An 18679-nucleotide genomic window follows, 5' to 3' on the forward strand; every position below is an offset into this window, starting at 1 on the left:
CCGCTGTGGGCCGCTCGCACCCGGCCGCTGACACCTTCTTGACCTGGCTCACCTGGCTCTACGTACCCGGTGACCGGCCCGAGGTCGTCGCCAAGGCGCTGCGTTCGGGCGCCGACGTGGTGCTCGTCGACCTGGAGGACGCCGTCGCGCCGGAGCGGAAGGCGTACGCGCGCGCGGCCACCGCCGAACTGCTGGCGCAGGGTCCGCCAGGGCCCGTGCCCGTCCACGTGCGGGTCAACGCGCTGGACGGGCCGCTGGGCGCGGACGACATCCGCACGCTCGCCCCCCTGCCGGGGCTGGCAGGGCTGCGGCTGCCGAAGGTGACGGGCCCGGACGACCTGCGGCGCACGGCCGGATGGGCCCGCAACGGCACGCACACACCGCCGCTGTACCCCCTGTTGGAGTCCGCGCTCGGCATCGAGCGCGCCTTCGAGATCGCCACGGGGCACGGCGCGGTGCGGGGCCTGGCGCTCGGCGAGGCCGATCTGCGGGCCGACCTGGGTGTCGGACCGGGCGGGCTCGGCTACGCGCGGGGCCGGGCGGTCGTCGCCGCACGCGCCGCCGGTCTTGCGCCGCCGCCGCAGTCGGTCTACCCCGACGTCCGGGACACCGAGGGCCTGGCCCGCGACTGCGCCGAGGGCCGCGCGCTCGGCTTCCTGGGCCGTACCGCCATCCATCCGCGCCAGCTCCCCGTCATCGAGGCCGCATACCGCCCCACGTCCGCCCAGGTCGAGGCGGCGGAGGAGATCGTGTCGGCCGCCGAGGAGGAGGCGGGCGCCCTCGCGCTGGCGGACGGCCGTTTCGTCGACGCGGCGGTGGTCGCGGGCGCGCGGCGCACGCTCGCGCTGGCCCGCAGGTCCTGCGGCTCGCCCGGGGGCGGGGTCCGCTGAGGTGAACCGGGCCCGGCGGGCGGGGGCCGCGTCAGCCGACCGCGACCCCGAACAGTACGCCCAGGCCGTAGGTGACGCCCGCGGCGGCGGCACCGAGGCCGAGCTGGCGCAGGCCGCTGAACCACCAGGGGCGTGCGGTGACCCGTGCGACGAGGGCGCCGCAGGCGAACAGGCCCACCAGGGCCAGCACGACGGCGGGCCACAGCGCGGTGGTGCCGAACAGGTACGGGAGCACGGGCAGTACGGCTCCCAGCGAGAAGGAGAAGAAGGAGGAGACCGCGGCGACGGTCGGCGAGGGCAGGTCGGCGGGGTCGACGCCCAGCTCCTCCCGCGCGTGTATCTCCAGCGCCTGTTCCGGGTCGCGGTGCAGCTGCTCGGCCACCTGGAACGCCAGGTCGCCGTCCACGCCGCGCGCCTCGTACAGCGCGGCGAGCTCCCTGATCTCCTCGCCGGGGCTGCGCCGCAGCTCCCTGCGTTCGACCTCCAGTTCGGCCTGGACGAGCTCCCGCTGGGAGGCGACGGAGGTGTACTCGCCCGCGGCCATCGAGAAGGCACCGGCCGCCAGGCCCGCGAGGCCGGAGATGACGATGGTCTGCGGTGCGGCCGAGCTCCCTGCCACGCCGGTCATCAGACCCAGGTTGGAGACCAGACCGTCCATCGCGCCGAAGACGGCGGGGCGCAGCCAGCCTCCGTTGACGTCGCGGTGGGTGTGGTTGTCGCGGTGGGCGACGTGTGTCGGGTCTGAGACTCCGGCTTCGGACATGGCCGGTACGGCTCCTTCACGCTGAGCGGTGCGTTACGTCCTCCGTGCGCTGACGTTCGAAGAGTAGGCACGAAACCGGCCGGGCTGCCAGCAAGGAAGGCCGTACTTACCCCGCTCACCTGCGGTTTTCCCCCTCGTCCTCGGTGGCGGCCCGTTGCAGTGCCTCCTCCAGCTCGTCGAGCACGACGTCCTCGCTGTCCATGCGGCCCGTCCGGTAGGCGGCGCGGCCGACCATGTGGGCGGCCACCGGGGAGGTCGCCAGTTGGAAGAGGCCGACGAGCAGGAGAATGCCCAGGTCGACCAGGCTGCGCAGCCACAGGCCCGAGCCGACGAGCACGAGCAGCAGGCCGAAGGACTGCGGCTTGGTCGCGGCGTGGATCCGGGTGAGCACGTCGGGCAGTCGCAGCAGTCCGACGCCGGCCAGGAGGCAGAGCACGCCGCCCGCCAGCAGGCACACGGCGCCCGCGACGTCCGCCACGGCGGTCCAGGTCACCGCGGATCACCGGACCCCCGGCCGGGCCGCGGCCCGGTCTCCCCGGCCGGCCCGGCCTCACCTGCCCCGCCGTTGTCCCCCTCGCCGTTGCCCTCCTCGCCCGTGTCCTGGCTCTCGTCCACGTCACCGGTTCCCGCCTCGTCCCGCAGCGCCATGAAGCGGGCGACGCCGACAGAACCCGTGAAGCCGAGGAAGGAGAGCACCAGCAGGACGGGCAGGTAGAAGGCGTTGCCGCGGACGGCCGTCTGGAGGCCGATACCGGCCATGACGACGGCCACCAGCGCGTCGAGGGCGACCGCGCGGTCCAGCGTGGAGGGGCCCAGGACCATGCGCAGGGTCACCATCAGCCCGGCGGCCAGCAACAGCCCCGCGATCACTGTGGCGACCACCTCGTGTGCCGTTGCCGCGGTCATCGCCACCGCCCGAACAGCTCCTGCGCGCTCTCGGAGGCGCGGATCGCGTCGATGTCGGCGCGGGTGCCGAACGCCCGCACGACGCGGGTCTCCAGGCGCAGCGCGTCGCGCCGGGCACGGTCCCGCTCCTCCTCCAGCTCGCCGCCCATCACGTGGAGGTAGAGGGTGCCAGAGCGGCGGTCCACCTCCAGCACGGTGCTGCCTGGCACCGCGGTGACGCAGACGGCGGTCACCGTCAGCATCAGGTCGCCGGGGCAGCGCATCGTGACGCCGAGGACGGCGCAGCGCGGGCGGCTGGGGGCGAGGAGGTAGCGGTTGACGCGCCAGCTGGAGACGACGAGGTCCAGCGCGAAGCGCGCGGTGAAGCGCACGATGCCCAGCGGGTGCGGGCGCGCCTGCTTCTCGATCGGCGGCAGCGGGAAGACCAGCACCACGAAGAGCGCGACGAGCACCCCGGTCACGATGTTGGCGGGCGTCGGGGTGCCCCACAGCAGCATCCACAGCAGGGTCAGGCCGAGCACCATGGGCCACTGGGTGGCGCGCAGCCTGCTGGCCTCGGGCAGTCGCTGGGGTGAGGTCATCAGCGGGTCACCGCCTCCACGTAGGGGGTCCGCGCGATGAGTTCGCCGGCGGCGCGGTCGGTCAGGGAGAACAGGGGGCCGGCGAGGACGGTGAAGGCGAGCCCGAAGAGCACCAGGGCGACGGTGGCGACGGTCATGCTCAGCGGCAGCGTGGCGCTGGTGGTGATCTCCTGGCCGCCGAACGTGGCCGCGCCCCGGCGCCGCACCGGTGCCGGCTCCCACCGGTCCAGGACCGCGCGCGGCCCCGTGGTGCGCGTGCCCTGGCCGGAGGTGGCCTCCTCGTCGTCGTCGCTGTCCGCCTCGGTGTCCTCCAGCACCGTTCCGGCGGCGCACATCTCGGGTGTGGGGGCGCGCCAGAAGGCCAGGTTCCAGGCTTTTGCGAGCGCGTACAGGGTGAGCAGGCTGGTGGCCGTGCCCCCGGCGACCAGCAGATAGGCGAGCGCTCCCCCGTCGTCGATCCCGGCGCGCAGCAGCCCGAGCTTGCCGAGGAAGCCGGAGAGCGGCGGGATGCCGGCCAGGTTCATCGCGGGGATGAAGAACATCACGCCCAGCAGCGGGGAGAGCCGTGCCAGACCGCCGAGGCTTTGCAGGTCGGTCGTGCCGCTGCGGCGTTCGACCAGCCCGGCCACGAGGAAGAGGGTGGTCTGCACGGTGATGTGGTGGGCGACGTAGAAGACGGCCCCTGAGATGCCGCCGCGGGTGGCCAGGCCGATCCCGAAGACCATGTAGCCCATGTGGCTGATGAGAGTGAAGGACAGCAGCCGCTTGAGGTCGGTCTGTGCGACGGCCCCGAGGATGCCGACGAGCAGCGACAGCAGCGCGAGCACCATCAGGACGTCGCCGATGCGGTGCCCGGGGAAGAGCAGGGTCTGGGTGCGGAGTATGGCGTAGACGCCCACCTTGGTCAGCAGCCCGGCGAAGACGGCCGTCACCGGGGCGGGGGCCGTCGGGTAGGAGTCGGGCAGCCAGGCGGCCATCGGGAAGACGGCGGCCTTGATGGCGAACACCCCCAGCAGGGCGATCTGGATGAGCATGCCGACCCCGTCGGGCAACGCGTCCAGCCGCGCGGGCAGTCGCGCCATGGTGACGGTGCCCGTGGCCGCGTAGACCATGGCGACGGCGGCCAGGAACAGCATGGACGACAGCAGCGAGACGACCGCGTACGTGGCGCCCGCACGGATCCGCGACAGAGTGCCGCCGATGGTCATCAGCACGTAGCTGGCGGTCAGCATCAGCTCGAAGCCGACGTACAGGTTGAACAGGTCCCCCGCCAGGAACGTGTCCGAGACCCCGGCGACCAGCACCAGGTAGGAGGGGTGGAAGACGGACAGCGGCGTGACCTCGTCGTTGTCGGCCATGCCCTGGCCCACGGAGTAGACGAGCACGCACAGCGTCACCGCTGAGGAGATGACCAGCATCAGCGCGGAGAGCCGGTCGGCGACCAGCACGATGCCCACCGGCGGCGCCCACCCGCCCGCGAACATCACCTGCGGCCCGTGCCGGTCGGCGGCCACCAGCAGCACCAGCGAGACGACGAGCACCGCGGCCAGCACGCCGGCGCTGATGAACCGCTGCAACCGCTCCAGGCGCGCCCCGATCGCCAGCTTCAGCCCGGCAGCGCACAGCGGCAGGATCACCGGCAACGGCACCAGCGCCGACATCACGGCCGCCGCATGGGACGGCTCGCCCCCGCCGCTCACCGCCCGCCCTCCGCGCCGGCGCCGCCGCCTTCGCCCCATGCGGCGGCGCCCCGAGCGGCGGCGCCGGCGCTTTCCGGGCGCCGCTCGGCGCTCACCGGTCGGCGCCCAGGATGGTCTGCCACGGGTCGTCCTCCCCTTCGATCTCCTCGGCCGTCTCCTCGGCGCGGGCCTGGCGTGCGCGGAAGACGCGGGCGTCGGCGCGGGCGCGCCTGCGCATCTCCCGGTAGCGGTCGCGGGCGGTGCCCAGCCGCTGGTAGGCGCTGTGCTCGCGGGCCTCCCGCTCCTCCTCGCCGCGGGCCAGCGCGCGGTACTCGTGGCGGCGCTTGCGGTAGGCGGCGCGCAACCGCTCGCGCTCCTCCGCGTAGGTGGCGCGGCGTACGACGCGGATGTCCTCGATGTCGTCGGGGACGTCGTCGTTGCCCGAGTGCTGCCACGAGCGGTAGGCCATGGTCACCAGGAAGGCCGTGACGGCGAGGGTGATGACGATGGCGGTGAGGATGAACGCCTGCGGCAGCGGGTCGGCCATCCGGCCGGGATCCGATTCCGGATACAGCAGCGCGGCGCGGCCCGCGGCCCCCGAGGTGGCCAGGACCAGGATGTTGACCCCGTTGCCGATCAGCACGATGCCGAGCAGGATGCGGGTGAGCGGACGGGCCATCAGCAGCGCCGTACCCGAGGCGAACAGCACACCGCCGCAGCACACCAGGGCGAGCGTCCCCGTCATGATCCGCTCTCCTTCGAGGGTCGGTCCGCCTCGCGGCGGGCGCGCTCGCGCTCCATGCGGCGGTCGATCTCGGACCCGAGGCTGCGCAGCACGTCCAGGACGACGCCGAGGACGAGCAGGTAGACGCCGGTGTCGAAGAGGACGGGGCTGGCGGCGTGGAAGTGGCCCACCGGCCAGAACGCGCCGGTCACCTTGCCCGCTTGCAGCACGCTGCCGCCCAGCCAGATGCCCGCGAGACCCGTGCCGGTGACCAGCAGCAGCCCCAGCCCGAGCAGGAAACCCGGGTCCACGGGTGCCGCGGCCGCCAGCTCCAGACGCCCGCCCGCCAGGTACCGCACGGCCAGCGCGAGCCCGGCGACGAGCCCGGCGGTGAAGCCGCCGCCCGGCAGGTTCTCGGCGGAGAAGAGCAGGTAGAGGGAGAGCACCAGGATCGGGTGGAAGACCAGCCTGGCCACCACCTCGAACATCACCGAGCGCCCCTCCGGGGCGAGAGTGGAGCTGGCCGCCAGCCAGGTGCGGCGCGGGGCGACGGGCGAGCCCCGGGACGGTCGCGCACCGGCCCTGACCGGCTGCTTCCACGCGTCCCAGCGGCCCGCCGCCGGCTTGTCCGCGCCGGACGTGCCCGAGGCCGCGGCCGACTGGTCGAGCGCGACGCTCGCGGAGCCCGGGGTGCGCAGCGGGCCGACGGACGGTCTGCCCGGGCCCGCGACGGGGGCCGAGGGCGCGGGTCCGCCGCCGGGGCCCTCGGATCCCGGCACCGGCTGGGCGACGGGCACCCGGGCGCGGCGGCGCAGGTAGACCAGGCTGGTGACGCCGACGGCGGCGACCGCGAGCACGGCGGACTCGCCCATGGTGTCCCAGGCCCGCAGGTCCACCAGGGTGGTCGCCACCACGTTCTTGACGTCCTCGTGCGCGGTCGCGCTCAGCAGCGCGGGGCCGGAGGGCGGTCCCGTCCTGGCCGCGAGGGAGAGGTGGATGAGCCCGGCGACGAGCCCGCCGGCGGCCACGGAGATCATCAGCTGGACGCCTCGCCGCACCCGCCAGGTCCGGTGGCCGTCGGGGAAGCGGGCCGGGAGCCTGCGCAGCACCAGCACGAACACCGTCAGCGACACCGTCTCGACGGCGAACTGCGTCAGCGCCAGGTCGGGCGCGCCGTGCAGCACGTACAGCAGCCCTGCCCCGTACCCGGTGACGCCCGCCAGCACGGCCGCCTTCATCCGCTGCCGCGCGATGACGCAGAGCACCGCCACGCCGCAGACCCCGACAGCCACGACGAGCTGCGGGACGGAGTCGTACCAGCGCAGCCCCTCCGACTGCCGCCACGGCCCGTCGGCCAGCAGCTGCGCGCCTTCGAAGCCGAGCAGGACGACGAGGATGGTGCCCAGGTAGACGGGGAGCGAGCCGCGCTGCACGGCGCCGGTGGCCTGGAGGGAGAGCCTTTCGAGACCCCACAGCGCGCGGGCGAACACCTGGTCGCCGTCGACCTGGGAGATCCTGTCGCCCAGGTCCGCGAGCGGCCGTCCGGCCCGGAAGAGCGCCACGCCCAGCACCCAGGCCAGCGCCGAGAGCCCCAGCGCGGGACCGAGGCCGTGCCACAGCGCCAGGTGGTAGGGGGCGCCCTCGCTGGGCAGGTTGTCGGCGTACCGGCCCAGCAGCGGGTCGATCCACGCCGCCGCGGGCCCGAGCGCGAGCCCGGCCAGCGCGCACAGCAGGGGCGGCGCGAGCAGCGGCAGCGAGGTCCTGGTGCCCTTCTCGACGGTGACCGGTTGCAGCGGCGGGGAGCCGCCCTTGGTGGCGAAGGCGCCCCACAGGAAGCGCAGCGTGTAGGCGGTGGTCAGCGCCGACCCGGCGATCACGGCCGCCAGGGTCCAGGCGTGCGCGGCGCCGCCGTGCAGCAGCGCGGAGACGGCCGCCTCCTTCGCGGCGAACCCCAGCAGCGGTGGCAGCGCTGCCATCGACAGCCCGGCCGTCACCGCGACACCGCACAGCACGGGCAGGGCGCGGCCCAGCCCGGAGAGCCGGTCGATGTCGCGGGTTCCCGTGTGGTGGTCGATGGCGCCGACGACGAGGAAGAGCGGCGCCTTGAACAGCGCGTGCGCCAGGATCATCGCGGTGCCGGCCAGCTCGGCGTTCCGGTCGCCGTCACCGACCAGCAGGGTGAGGAAGCCCAGTTGGCTGACGGTGCCGAAGGCCAGCAGCCGCTTCAGGTCCGTCTCGCGCAGCGCCCGCCAGCCGCCGATCAGCATCGTCACGCTGCCCAGCACGAGCACCAGCGCCCGCCAGGGCACCACGTCGGCGAATCCCGGGGCGAGCCGCGCGATCAGATAGACGCCCGCCTTGACCATGGCGGCCGCGTGCAGATAGGCGGACACCGGCGTGGGCGCGGCCATCGCCCCCGGCAGCCAGAAGCTGAACGGCCACACCGCGCTCTTCGACAGCGCCCCCACCAGGACGAGCACCAGGCCGCCCGAGACGAGCGCCCCGCCGCCTGGCGGGTCCGCCACCAGCCGCGAGATCCGGTAGGTGCCTGCGGCGTGCCCCAGCATCAGGAACCCGACGAGCATCACAAGACCGCCGACCGTGGTGACCAGCAGCGCCTGTAGCGCGGCGCGCCTGTTGGTCCTGCGTGCGGAGTCGTGGCCGATGAGCAGGAAGGAGAAGACGCTGGTCAGCTCCCACAGCACGTACAGCAGGATCAGGTCGTCGGCCAGGATCAGCCCGAGCATGGCCCCGGCGAACGCGGTGAGGGCTCCGGCGAAGGAGCCCAGCCGCGGCGCGTAGGAGCTGAAGTAGCCCGCGCAGTAGACCATCACCAGGGCGCCGACGCCGCCGGCGACCAGCACCATCTCCAGGGCGAGCGGGTCGCACCGCAGCGCGATGTCGAGGCCGAGGGAGGGAACCCAGGCGGTGTGCTCGCTGAGCGCCTCTCCGCCGGAGACGTCGCCGTAGTGCACCGCCGCCCACACGGCCGCGCTCGCGGGTGCCGCCGCGAGCGCGAGGAAGGCGCGCGGCCCCAGCCACCGCACCAGTGGCCCGGCGCAGCACGCGACGGCGAAGTGGACGACGATCAACCACAGCACGCACAGAGAATTGCATACATAACCATGCAATTCGGACAGGCGGCCCTGCGGTGCACGCCGGGTGGCCGCGCGCTACGGAGGCGGCTTTGGCGCGCCGGGCCGGGTGCCTCAGGCCTTCGGCTTGTCGGCTGTCTTGCCGGCCGTCTTGTCGGCGGCGCTCTCGGCCGTGCCGGTCTCGTCGAGCCCGTCGGCGTCCTCATCAGCGGCGTCCTTGGCCGAGGCGCTCTTGGCAGTGGCGTCCTCGGCCGGGGCGTCCTGCTCGCGGGCGCCCTCCGCCTGACCGTCCCGCGACGCGTCGCCCGCGGCGCCTCCGCCGTCCTCCCCGTCCCCCGGTTCGACCGGCTCGACGACGGTCTCGCGGCCCGGCCGCTTCTTCGCCGAGACGGCGATGTAGGCGGCCGCGGCGAGGAAGACGACGATCGCCGTCCAGTTGTTGAGCCGCATGCCCAGCACGTGGTGGGCGTCGTCCACCCGCATGTACTCGATCCAGAAACGCCCCACGGTGTAGGCGGCGACGTACAGCGCGAACGCCCTGCCGTGCCCCAGCTTGAACCGCCGGTCCGCCCAGATCACCACGAGCGCCACACCGACGCACCACAGCGACTCGTAGAGGAACGTCGGGTGGTACGTCGCCATGTCGGGGGTGTCGACGGGACGGTGCGCCGGATCGATCTCCAACGCCCAGGGCAGGTCGGTCGGCCGCCCGAACAGCTCCTGGTTGAACCAGTTGCCCCAGCGGCCCAGCGCCTGCGCCAGCACGATGCCGGGCGCCACGGCGTCCGCGTAGGCGGGCAGCGGAATACCGCGACGGCGGCAGCCGATCCACGCGCCCAGCGCGCCCAGCGCGATCGCACCCCAGATCCCCAGGCCGCCGTCCCAGATGCGGAAGGCGTCCACCGGGTTGCGGCCCTCACCGAAGTAGAGCTGGTAGTCGGTGACGACGTGGTAGAGCCGGCCGCCGACCAGGCCGAACGGCACGGCCCACACGGCGATGTCGGCGACCGTCCCCGGCCGCCCGCCCCGAGCGACCCACCGGCGCCCACCGAGCCAGACGGCGAGGAAGACGCCGACGATGATGCAGAGCGCGTAACCGCGCAGCGGAATCGGCCCGAGATGGATCTCGCCGGCCGATGGACTGGGGATAAAGGCAAGGGTCTCCATGGCGCACCCGACGCTACCGTGCCCGGCGGCGCCCCGGGCAATCAGGCCGCACAACGGCTGCATAACGGCCGCAGCGGAGCGGAGCCGGCAGCCTCGCTAGCCCTTCTGCTCCACCATCTTCCTCAGCTTCCGCGGTGTCAGCGGGTTCGACTGGTCGGCGTAGACGTTCTTGCCGTCCAGCAGAACCGTGGGCGTCCCCTGATGGCCCGACGCGCCGAAGCTCTCGCTGGAACGGTTCACCCACGCGTCGTGCTCCCCCGAGGTCACGCAGTCCTCGAACGCCGGAGAGACCAGCCCCTCGACCTTCTTCGCCAACCGGATCAGGTGCTTCGTACTCGCGAACGCGTCGTCCTGCTCCGCCGGCTGGTTGCGGTAGAGCACGTCGTGGTACGCCTCGAACTTCCCCCGGTCCCTGGCGCAGGCCGCCGCGTTGGCCGCCTCCTGGGAGCCGCGGCCGCCCATGTTCTTGTCGATCAGCGCCACCAGGTGGTACTCGGCCCTCAGCTTGCCCGCCTTCTCCAAGCTCCTGATCGTGCTGCGGTAGGTGTTCTCGAACTGCCCGCACGCCGGACAGCGGAAGTCCTCGTAGACGGTGAGTTCGGCCGGCGCGCCCTTGTCGCCCACGGTGATCGGCTTCGCGGACTGGCTGCTGCCCTCCCCGTCGCCGCCGGTCTGGGTGGCGACGGTCGCCCCGACGCCCGTGGCGACCGCCAGCGCGCCGATCACCGCCGCGGCGACCTTGACGGTGCGGCGGCGCTTCTCGGAGGTCTTGTGTCGCTGCTGTTCGGCCCGCAAGCGGTCGCGGGCCGAGGTCTTGTTGTGAGTCACGTGGGGCCCAACGAGGGGTTCCGCCGGTGGCGGGGGGCCGACGTGATGACTTCACCCGAAAGATAGAGGGTTGCCCCGCCCCCTCCACGAAGTCGCCGGGCCGTCTCTCGCTATGGAAGGGAGCACTTTCTCCCTACGGGGGCTCCTAGGGGGGGGCGGAGCCCCCGTAGCGGGGGGCAGTTGGGGGGCGGAGCCGCCCCAACGCCCGGCCGGCGAGGCCCCGGGGGTTTGGGGGCGGAGCGCCCCAACCACGGCCGAGAGCACCCTCACGACAGAAGGGGAAGACCATGCCGTCAGGGGCCAGGGCACGAGTGGCAGACGCACATGGCGCACGTCCGCCACTCGTGGCGGATCAGCGGCGGACGCCCTCGGCGAGGGAGGTCGCCAGCTCGCGGACGTCCGCGAGCCCCGATTCCAGGTCGTCCGCGGCCAGGAGGAGTTTGACGAACGCCGAGCCCACGATCACACCGTCGGCGAAGGTCGCGACCTCCGCGGCCTGCGCGGGGGTGGAGACGCCCAGGCCGACGCAGACCGGCAGGTCGGCGGCGGTACGGACGCGGGAGACCAAGTCCTGGGCGTCGGCGCCCACGGACTCACGCGTGCCGGTGACGCCCATCAGGGACGCCGCGTAGACGAAGCCGGTGCCTGCCTCGGTGATCCGGGCGAGGCGCGCGTCGCGGCTGCTGGGGGCGACGACGAAGACCGTCGCGAGGCCGGCCCGCTCGGCGGCCTTGCGCCAGCCGTCGGACTCCTCGACGGGCAGGTCGGGCAGGATGCACCCGGCGCCTCCCGCGGCTGCCAGTTCCTCGGCGAAGCGCTCGAGACCGTACCGGTCGACGGGGTTCCAATAGGTCATGATCAAGACCGGCTTGCCGGTGGCGGCGTGTGCCTCGCGGACGGTGCGGATCACGTCCGCGATCTTCACGCCGCCCTGGAGGGCGATGGTGTCGGCCGTCTGGATGACGGGCCCGTCCATGACGGGGTCGCTGTGCGGCAGCCCGACCTCGACGACGTCGCAGCCGCTCTCCAGGAGCGCCGTGCAGGCCGCGATGGAGCCCTCGACGGTGGGGAATCCGGCGGGCAGGTAGCCGACGAGCGCGGCTCGGTTCTCGGCCTTCGCGCGCGCCAGGGTCTGATCCAGCAGTGCGATGTTCCCGCTGCTCATGCCTGGTCCTCCCCGTCGTAGAGGCCGAAGTAGCGCGCGGCCGTGTCCATGTCCTTGTCGCCGCGTCCGGAGAGGTTCACCAAGACGGTGGACTCGGGGCCCAGCTCCCGGCCCAGGTCGAGGGCGCCCGCGAGTGCGTGCGCGCTCTCGATCGCCGGGATGATGCCCTCGGTCTCCGAGAGCAGCCGCAGTGCGCGCATCGCCGCCTCGTCGGTGACGGGACGGTACTCGCCGCGCCCGCTGTCCTTGAGGTAGGCGTGCTCGGGGCCGATGCCCGGGTAGTCGAGCCCTGCGGAGATCGAGTAGGGCTCGGTGATCTGCCCCTCGTCGTCCTGGAGGACGTAGGAGCGCGAACCGTGCAGGATGCCGGGCTCGCCCGCCGTCAGGGTGGCGGCGTGCTCGCCGGAGTCGACGCCGTGCCCGGCCGCCTCGAAGCCGACGATCCGCACGTCGGTGTCGGGCAGGAACGCGTGGAAGAGGCCGATCGCGTTGGAGCCGCCGCCCACGCAGGCCGCGACGGCGTCCGGCAGTCGTCCGGTGCGCTGAAGGATCTGGCGGCGCGCCTCGACGCCGATGACGCGGTGGAAGTCGCGGACGATCTGCGGGAAGGGGTGCGGGCCGGCGACGGTGCCGAAGAGGTAGTGGGTGCGGTCCACGTTCGCCACCCAGTCGCGGAACGCCTCGTTGATGGCGTCCTTGAGGGTGCGGCTGCCCGAGGTGACGGGCACGACCTCGGCGCCGAGCATCCGCATGCGGGCGACGTTCAGCGCCTGGCGCTCGGTGTCGATCTCCCCCATGTAGATGGTGCACTCGAGCCCGAAGAGGGCACACGCGGTGGCGGTGGCCACCCCGTGCTGGCCCGCGCCGGTCTCGGCGATCACCCGGGGCTTGCCCATGCGCTTGGTGAGCAGCGCCTGGCCGAGCACGTTGTTGATCTTGTGGGAGCCGGTGTGGTTGAGGTCCTCGCGCTTGAGGAACACCCGGGCGCCGCCCGCGTGTTCGGCGAACCGCTTGGCCTCGGTCAGGGCGCTGGGGCGGCCCGTGTAGTCGACGAGCAGCTCGTCGAGCTCGGCGGCGAAGGCAGGGTCCGCCTTCGCCTTCTCGTACTCCGCTGCCACCTCGTCGACGGCGGCGACGAGGGCCTCGGGGATGAACTTTCCGCCGAACGCGCCGAAGTAGCCCGAGATGTTGGGACTCAGCCCCTCCGGGTCCGGAACGAAGTAGTCGGATGGCATGCCGATGGTGCTCCTTGATGTGGGCTGTCGCTGAGTTCACCGACCCCGCTCTCTCCCCCGGACGGAGTCCGGGGGAGAGAGCGGGGAGAGGTCAGCGCCATCGGCGGCCGCGGATCACACCGGGCTCGCAGCCGATGTGATACCGCACCGAACGCCCCCTCACCCGCCGCGCGGGGGCACGGCAGCCGCGCGGCCTGCATCCGCGCGCCAGCGCGAGGGAGCACAGGGAGACGGAGGCGGTCACGGTCTCAGCCCCTGCCGTGCCTCAGGGCCGGGTGCGCGCCGGCCGCGACCAGGTCGGAGACGGCGGTCCTGGGGTCCTTGCCGGTCACCAGGGACTCCCCCACCAGCACGGCGTCGGCGCCCTCGTTCGCGTAGGCGATCAGGTCGTGGGGGCCGCGCACGCCGGACTCGGCGACCTTGACGACGTGGTCGGGGATCTCCGGGGCGATGCGGGTGAAGTTGCCCCGGTCGACCTCCAGGGTCTTGAGGTTGCGCGCGTTGACGCCGATGATCTTGGCTCCGGCGTCGAGGGCCCGTTCGGTCTCCTCCTCGTCGTGGACCTCGACCAGCGGCGTGAGCCCGATGGACTCGGCGCGCTCGATGAGGGATACGAGGGCTTCCTGTTCGAGTGCGGCGACGATCAGCAGGATGACGTCGGCGCCGTGCGCGCGGGCCTCCCACAGCTGGTAGGAGGAGAAGACGAAGTCCTTGCGCAGTACGGGGATGTCCACGCGGGCGCGGACGGCCTCGAGGTCGGCGAGTGAGCCGCCGAAGCGGCGGCGTTCGGTGAGGACGGAGATGACGGCCGCGCCGCCCGCCTCGTAGTCGGCGGCGAGCCCGGCGGGGTCGGCGATGGCGGCGAGCGCGCCCTTGGAGGGGCTGGAGCGCTTGACCTCGCAGATCACCCGGACGCTGTCGCCCTTGAGTGCGGCGAGCCCGTCCTTGGCCTGGGGCGCTCGGGCGGCACGCTCTTTGAGCTCGTCGAGGCTGACGCGCGCCTGCCGCTCGGCGAGGTCCTCACGTACGCCTTCGATGATCTCGTTGAGCACACTCACCGAGCGACCTCCTTGCTGGCTGGGTTTGGCTGGCTGACGAGCCCCCTCGCCGGCGGCGGAGGGTGGTCAGGTGGGGCACTGCGATGGTATCCGCCGGTGGACGGAGGTCTCGCATCCGGTTGCACCGAATCCCACATAGCGGACAAATCGAGGGCGCGGCACGTATTGCGGGTGACGGTCTCGTCACCACTCGTCACCACAGGCCACAGCGGGCCGCTGCGGCTCACGGAGTCAGCGCCGTCCCCAGGGGCGTGTTCCGGACAACCGTGAACGCCGCCAGCAGCACCCCCGCCGCCCAGGCGTGCCACACCCGGGGCCGCACCGGGAGGGCGAAGGAGCGCGCCCCGGCGGCCCTGATCGTCCAGTACAGCCAGCCGAGGGCGAGGACGGCGAAGAGGAGCACGGCTGCCGCGTTCGCGCCCAGCGCGGTGACCACGTCACCGTGGGCGACGGCGTGGGCGCTGCGCAGCCCGCCGCAGGCGGGGCAGTAGAGCCCGGTGACGGCCAGGAAGGGGCAGGCCGGGTAGTGCCCCGGCTGGTTCGGGTCGACGGCGGCCACGTACACGAAGGCCGCGCCCACCGCGGCGAGGGAGCCGAGGGGCGCGGCCAGCCGCGGCACCGCGCCGGTCAGGCGGTGCCGCACCGTCGCGGCGTACTGCCGTTGCCTCAGGAGTGCGCCTTGGCGTGGGGCTCGTGCGTCCTGCGAGCCTCGTCGTGCTGCTGCTTGTGCGCCCGGGCCTGCTCGGCGTTCATGCCCTTCGACTTCCCCTGACCCAGCCCCATCGCGCTCATGACGCCGCCGACCACGGCGGCCAGCAGGAGAAGGGCCAGCCCGGCGATCACACCGGCCGGCTGCGCCATCACCGTGAAGACCGAGCCGACGCAGAAACCGACGAAGGCGATGAGCACGCCGGTCCAGGCGGCCGGGGTGTGTCCGTGGCTGTGCGCCATGAATACTCCTTGAGTCACAACGTGAGAGAGGGCCACCCGGCCCGTTGCCTGCTCATTCTCCCCCTTCCCCGCCCCGGCGACAGCACGGGGGTCGCCCGTGCGGGCCACGCGGGGCTCACCGGGCGTCCGCACGCGCCTTCCGGTGCCCGCGGTTCAGGCGGTGCCGTGCGTGGGGTCCTCGCCGCGGTCCAGGGCCTTCCACAGGTCCTCGGGACGGTCGGGGTCGACCCGCTGCGCGCGTGTGGCCCGCTGCCGCAGCGGCACGCGCTCGTAGCGGGCGCTGCCCGACATGGAGGGCCAGGTCCGCCCGTAGCGCAGGGCCAGCAGGCCGGCGAGCAGCAGCAGCGCGCCACCCGCTGCCGAGACGTACGGCCAGGCGGTGACGTCGACGGCGCCGATCCCGCTGTCCGTCAGGCCGCTGGTCTTGGCCGCCTGCTCGGTCAGCGGCCCGGTGTCGTCGGCGCCCAGCAGCGCGGCGGCCATGACGGCAGCGCCGCAGACGGTGAGCAGCGCGGCGACGAGGTAGCGCCCCAGGCGGCGTACGGCGAAGACGGCGACGAGCGCGGCGAGGCCGACCAGGGCGAGCGCGCTGGGCAGACCCGTGACGTCGCTGCCCTCGGCGCTGACGGGCACCGTGCCCTGCGCGAACGCGGCGCGCGACTCGCTCCACGTCTGCCCCGCGGCGACCAGCGCGAGCGCGGCGCCCACCGCGCCGCACAGCAGCGCCACCGCGAGCGCGAGGCGGGGCGCGCGGGAGCGCGCGCCACCGGCGTCGTGGGCCGCGGTTCCGGCGTCGGCCTCGCCCTTGGAGGCCGGGGCACCGGTGCCGGAGTCGGCCTCGGCGGCCGGGGTGCCGGTGTCGGCCTCGGCGGCCGGGTCCGTCTCGGCGTCCGGAGCGGGGGATGGAGAAGTCACCCTTCCACGCTACCCCCGAGCCGTTCGGCCGTTCGGACCGCCCTCAGCACGGCCGCGGCCTTGTTGGCGCACTCGGTGTCCTCGGCCGCCGGGTCGGAGTCGGCGACGACACCCGCGCCCGCCTGCACGTACGCCACCCCGTCGCGCAGCAGCGCGGTGCGGATGGCGATGGCGGTGTCGGAGTCGCCGGCGAAGTCGAGATATCCGACACATCCGCCGTAGACCCCGCGCCTGGTCGGCTCCAGTTCCTCGATGATCCGCAGCGCCCGCGGTTTCGGCGCCCCCGACAGGGTGCCGGCGGGGAAGCAGGCGGTCAGCGCGTCGAACGCCGTACGGCCCTGGGCGAGTTGCCCCGTGACGGTGGAGACGATGTGCATGACGTGGCTGTAGCGCTCGATCGACATGAAGTCGACGACCTCGACGCTGCCGGGCTCGCACACCCGCCCCAGGTCGTTGCGGCCCAGGTCCACCAGCATCAGGTGCTCGGCCCGCTCCTTGGGGTCGGCCAGCAGCTCGTCCGCCAGCGCGGTGTCCTCGCCCGGGGTGGCGCCGCGCGGGCGCGTGCCCGCGATGGGGTGCATCATCGCGTGCCCGTCCTCGACCTTGACCAGCGCCTCGGGGCTGGAGCCGACGATGTCGAAGCCGTCGAAGCGCAGGAGGTACATGTACGGGCTCGGGTTGGTGGCCCGCAGCACCCGGTAGACGTCCAGCGCGCTCGCACCGCAGCGGGTCTCGAAGCGCTGCGAGGGCACCACCTGGAACGCCTCGCCGCCGCGGATGCGCTCCTTGATGTCCTCGACCCAGGCCCGGTAGGTGGCGCCGCCCGACCTGGCGTCGGCGTCGGGGGACGCGGACGGCGGGAGGGAGACGGGGGCGACCTGTGCCGGGCGGGCGAGGTCGGCGGCCATCGCGTCCAGCCGCCGGACGGCGTCGGCGTGCGCCTCCTCGACCCCGGTGTCGAGGTCGTTGTGGTTGATCGCGTTGGCGATCAGCAAAACCGTGCCGTCGCGGTGGTCGAGCACGGCCAGGTCCGAGGTGAGCAGCATCGTCAGCTCGGGCAGGTCGAGGTCGTCGATGGTGTCGGGGTGGTGGCCCACCTTTTCCAGCCGCTGGACGATGTCGTAGCCGAGGTAGCCGACCATGCCGCCGGTGAACGGCGGGAGATCCCCGCTCTCGTGCAGGTCGCGCGGGGTGTGCAGGGTCTCCACTGTCGCCCGCAGCGCCGCCAGCGGGTCGCCGTCGACGGGCACCCCCACCGGCGGGGTGCCACGCCAGTGCGCCTGGCCGTCCCGCACGGTCAGCGCGGCGTCGCTGCGCACGCCCACGAAGGAGTACCGCGACCAGGTCCTGTTGTTCTCGGCGGACTCCAGCAGGAAGGTGCCGGGGCGCTCGGCGGCCAGCTTGCGGTACAGGGCGATGGGGGTGTCGCCGTCGGCCAGCACGCGGCGGGTCACGGGGATGACCCGCCGGTCCTTGGCGAGCCTGCGGAACGTTTCGAGGTCGGGCGCCGTCATGGCCCCTCACCCTACTGGGAGGCGCGGCGCCTCCCGTTCAGCCGTGGGACAGCAGCACATCGGCGTCGAAGCACGTCCGCTCGCCGGTGTGGCAGGCGGCACCGGCCTGGTCGACCTTGAGCAGGACGGTGTCGGCGTCGCAGTCCAGCGCGACGGACCTGACCCGCTGCACGTGGCCCGAGGTGTCGCCCTTGACCCAGTACTCCTGCCTGCTGCGGCTCCAGTAGGTGGCACGCCCCGAGGTCAGGGTGCGGTGGAGCGCCTCGTCGTCCATCCACCCCAGCATCAGCACCTCCCCGGTGTCGTACTGCTGGGCGATCGCGGGGAGGAGGCCGTCCGCGTTGCGCTTGAGGCGGGCGGCGACGGCGGGGTCGAGGGAGCTGCGCTGGGACATGGACCCATTGTCCCGCACTCCGCGCGGCAGCGGCCGCGGACACACCTCGCGCACAGCCGGGCACTCACCGCGTGCCCGCCGTACCCTGGCGGGCATGTCGACCCATGCGAAGCGAGAACGACTCCTTTTCGCCGATCTGTTGGAGACGCACGGCCCCGAGGCCCCCACCCTGTGCGAGGGCTGGCAGACCCGCGACCTGGCGGCGCACGTCGTCGTGCGGGAGCGCCGCAGCGACGCCGCGGGCGGCCTGCTGATCAAGCCGCTCGCCGCCCGACTCGAACGGGTGCAGGCCGAGTTCGCCGCGAAGCCTTACGACGAACTGATCCAGCTCATCCGCACCGGACCGCCGCGGATGTCGCCCTTCGCCCTCAAGCAGGTGGACGAGGCGGCGAACACGGTGGAGTTCTTCCTCCACACCGAGGACATCCGCCGCGCGCAGCCCGACTGGGCGCCGCGCGAGCTGGACTCCGTCTTCGAGGACGCGCTGTGGCGCCGCCTGGAGACCGCGGCGCGGATGTACGGCCGCAAGTCCCCCGTCGGTCTCGTGCTGCGGCGGCCGAACGGGCAGACCGCCGTCGCCCACCGCGGCACCCCCGTCGTCACGGGTGTGGGGGCCCCCTCGGAGCTGCTGCTGCTCGCCTCGGGCCGCCAGGAGCACGCCGACGTCGAACTGGACGGCGAGAAGGAGGCCGTCGACCGCCTGCGCCAGGCGAAGCTGGGCATGTGACACGGGCCGGAGGGCCGAACCAGAGCCGGGGCAGGGAGGGTTCAGGGCCTCCCCCCTGATGGAGGAGGGGCGGCCGTGGCCCCGGAG

At 73.4% G+C, this 18679-nt stretch carries 20 protein-coding genes; 2 read left to right on the forward strand and 18 right to left on the reverse strand.

What is annotated here, in order from left to right; genetic code table 11:
* The first annotated feature begins 5 nt into the window (after positions 1–5).
* Positions 6–890 carry an HpcH/HpaI aldolase/citrate lyase family protein gene (locus tag DQ392_RS20645; RefSeq protein ID WP_425470572.1) on the forward strand — a complete coding sequence of 295 codons (885 nt, stop codon included), beginning with the start codon at positions 6–8 and terminating at the stop codon, positions 888–890.
* 31 nt (positions 891–921) lie between these two features.
* On the opposite strand, the gene DQ392_RS20650 is transcribed toward DQ392_RS20645, so the two are convergent.
* The 18 genes from DQ392_RS20650 to hisI form a co-directional block, all read right to left on the reverse strand.
* Positions 922–1653: a VIT1/CCC1 transporter family protein gene (locus DQ392_RS20650; protein ID WP_114017128.1), complete on the reverse strand. Its 732-nt coding sequence runs from the start codon at positions 1651–1653 to the stop codon at positions 922–924.
* Positions 1654–1768: 115 nt separating this feature from the next.
* Entirely contained in the window at positions 1769–2146 is a 378-nt protein-coding gene (gene mnhG, locus DQ392_RS20655) for a monovalent cation/H(+) antiporter subunit G (protein WP_114017129.1), read from the reverse strand.
* On the reverse strand, positions 2143–2559 hold the full coding sequence (locus DQ392_RS20660; RefSeq protein WP_114017320.1) for an MrpF/PhaF family protein: 417 nt from the start codon (positions 2557–2559) through the stop codon (positions 2143–2145). Before DQ392_RS20660 ends, mnhG begins: the two co-directional genes overlap by 4 nt.
* The gene (locus tag DQ392_RS20665) at positions 2556–3140 is read right to left on the reverse strand and encodes a Na+/H+ antiporter subunit E (protein ID WP_114017130.1); all 585 of its coding nucleotides are present in this window, start codon (positions 3138–3140) and stop codon (positions 2556–2558) included. The genes DQ392_RS20660 and DQ392_RS20665 overlap by 4 nt, the downstream gene beginning before the upstream one ends.
* Entirely contained in the window at positions 3140–4801 is a 1662-nt protein-coding gene (locus DQ392_RS20670) for a Na+/H+ antiporter subunit D (protein ID WP_181856522.1), read from the reverse strand. The genes DQ392_RS20665 and DQ392_RS20670 overlap by 1 nt, the downstream gene beginning before the upstream one ends.
* 130 nt (positions 4802–4931) lie before the next feature.
* On the reverse strand, positions 4932–5564 hold the full coding sequence (locus DQ392_RS20675; protein ID WP_114017132.1) for a Na(+)/H(+) antiporter subunit C: 633 nt from the start codon (positions 5562–5564) through the stop codon (positions 4932–4934).
* Positions 5561–8644, reverse strand: a complete 3084-nt coding sequence (locus tag DQ392_RS20680; protein WP_114017133.1) for a Na+/H+ antiporter subunit A — start codon at positions 8642–8644, stop codon at positions 5561–5563. Before DQ392_RS20680 ends, DQ392_RS20675 begins: the two co-directional genes overlap by 4 nt.
* A gap of 108 nt (positions 8645–8752) precedes the next feature.
* Positions 8753–9805, reverse strand: a complete 1053-nt coding sequence (gene lgt / locus DQ392_RS20685; protein WP_245981709.1) for a prolipoprotein diacylglyceryl transferase — start codon at positions 9803–9805, stop codon at positions 8753–8755.
* 96 nt (positions 9806–9901) lie between these two features.
* Positions 9902–10633: a DsbA family protein gene (locus DQ392_RS20690; protein WP_114017134.1), complete on the reverse strand. Its 732-nt coding sequence runs from the start codon at positions 10631–10633 to the stop codon at positions 9902–9904.
* 352 nt (positions 10634–10985) lie between these two features.
* Positions 10986–11798, reverse strand: a complete 813-nt coding sequence (gene trpA / locus DQ392_RS20695) for a tryptophan synthase subunit alpha (protein WP_114017135.1) — start codon at positions 11796–11798, stop codon at positions 10986–10988.
* The gene (gene trpB, locus DQ392_RS20700; protein ID WP_114017136.1) at positions 11795–13033 is read right to left on the reverse strand and encodes a tryptophan synthase subunit beta; all 1239 of its coding nucleotides are present in this window, start codon (positions 13031–13033) and stop codon (positions 11795–11797) included. The genes trpA and trpB overlap by 4 nt, the downstream gene beginning before the upstream one ends.
* A gap of 91 nt (positions 13034–13124) precedes the next feature.
* Positions 13125–13277 (reverse strand): tryptophan biosynthesis modulator TrpM, encoded by a 153-nt coding sequence (gene trpM, locus DQ392_RS36235; protein WP_369126522.1) that lies wholly within the window; start codon positions 13275–13277, stop codon positions 13125–13127.
* A gap of 4 nt (positions 13278–13281) precedes the next feature.
* Positions 13282–14091 carry an indole-3-glycerol phosphate synthase TrpC gene (gene trpC, locus DQ392_RS20705; RefSeq protein ID WP_114017137.1) on the reverse strand — a complete coding sequence of 270 codons (810 nt, stop codon included), beginning with the start codon at positions 14089–14091 and terminating at the stop codon, positions 13282–13284.
* A gap of 223 nt (positions 14092–14314) precedes the next feature.
* On the reverse strand, positions 14315–14734 hold the full coding sequence (locus DQ392_RS20710; RefSeq protein ID WP_245981711.1) for a DUF2752 domain-containing protein: 420 nt from the start codon (positions 14732–14734) through the stop codon (positions 14315–14317).
* Between the two features lie 23 nt (positions 14735–14757).
* Positions 14758–15042, reverse strand: a complete 285-nt coding sequence (locus DQ392_RS20715; RefSeq protein WP_114017138.1) for an HGxxPAAW family protein — start codon at positions 15040–15042, stop codon at positions 14758–14760.
* A gap of 153 nt (positions 15043–15195) precedes the next feature.
* Positions 15196–15957: a TIGR02234 family membrane protein gene (locus DQ392_RS20720; protein WP_114017139.1), complete on the reverse strand. Its 762-nt coding sequence runs from the start codon at positions 15955–15957 to the stop codon at positions 15196–15198.
* Positions 15954–17471: an anthranilate synthase component I gene (locus tag DQ392_RS20725; RefSeq protein WP_114017140.1), complete on the reverse strand. Its 1518-nt coding sequence runs from the start codon at positions 17469–17471 to the stop codon at positions 15954–15956. Before DQ392_RS20725 ends, DQ392_RS20720 begins: the two co-directional genes overlap by 4 nt.
* Before the next feature lie 37 nt (positions 17472–17508).
* On the reverse strand, positions 17509–17865 hold the full coding sequence (gene hisI, locus DQ392_RS20730) for a phosphoribosyl-AMP cyclohydrolase (RefSeq protein WP_114017141.1): 357 nt from the start codon (positions 17863–17865) through the stop codon (positions 17509–17511).
* 94 nt (positions 17866–17959) lie between these two features.
* Here hisI and DQ392_RS20735 point away from each other — a divergent pair, with 94 nt between their 5' ends.
* Positions 17960–18592, forward strand: a complete 633-nt coding sequence (locus tag DQ392_RS20735; RefSeq protein ID WP_114017142.1) for a TIGR03085 family metal-binding protein — start codon at positions 17960–17962, stop codon at positions 18590–18592.
* Positions 18593–18679: the final 87 nt, after the last annotated feature.

The sequence above is a fragment of the Streptomyces reniochalinae genome, assembly GCF_003323735.1.
Classification (GTDB): domain Bacteria; phylum Actinomycetota; class Actinomycetes; order Streptomycetales; family Streptomycetaceae; genus Streptomyces; species Streptomyces reniochalinae.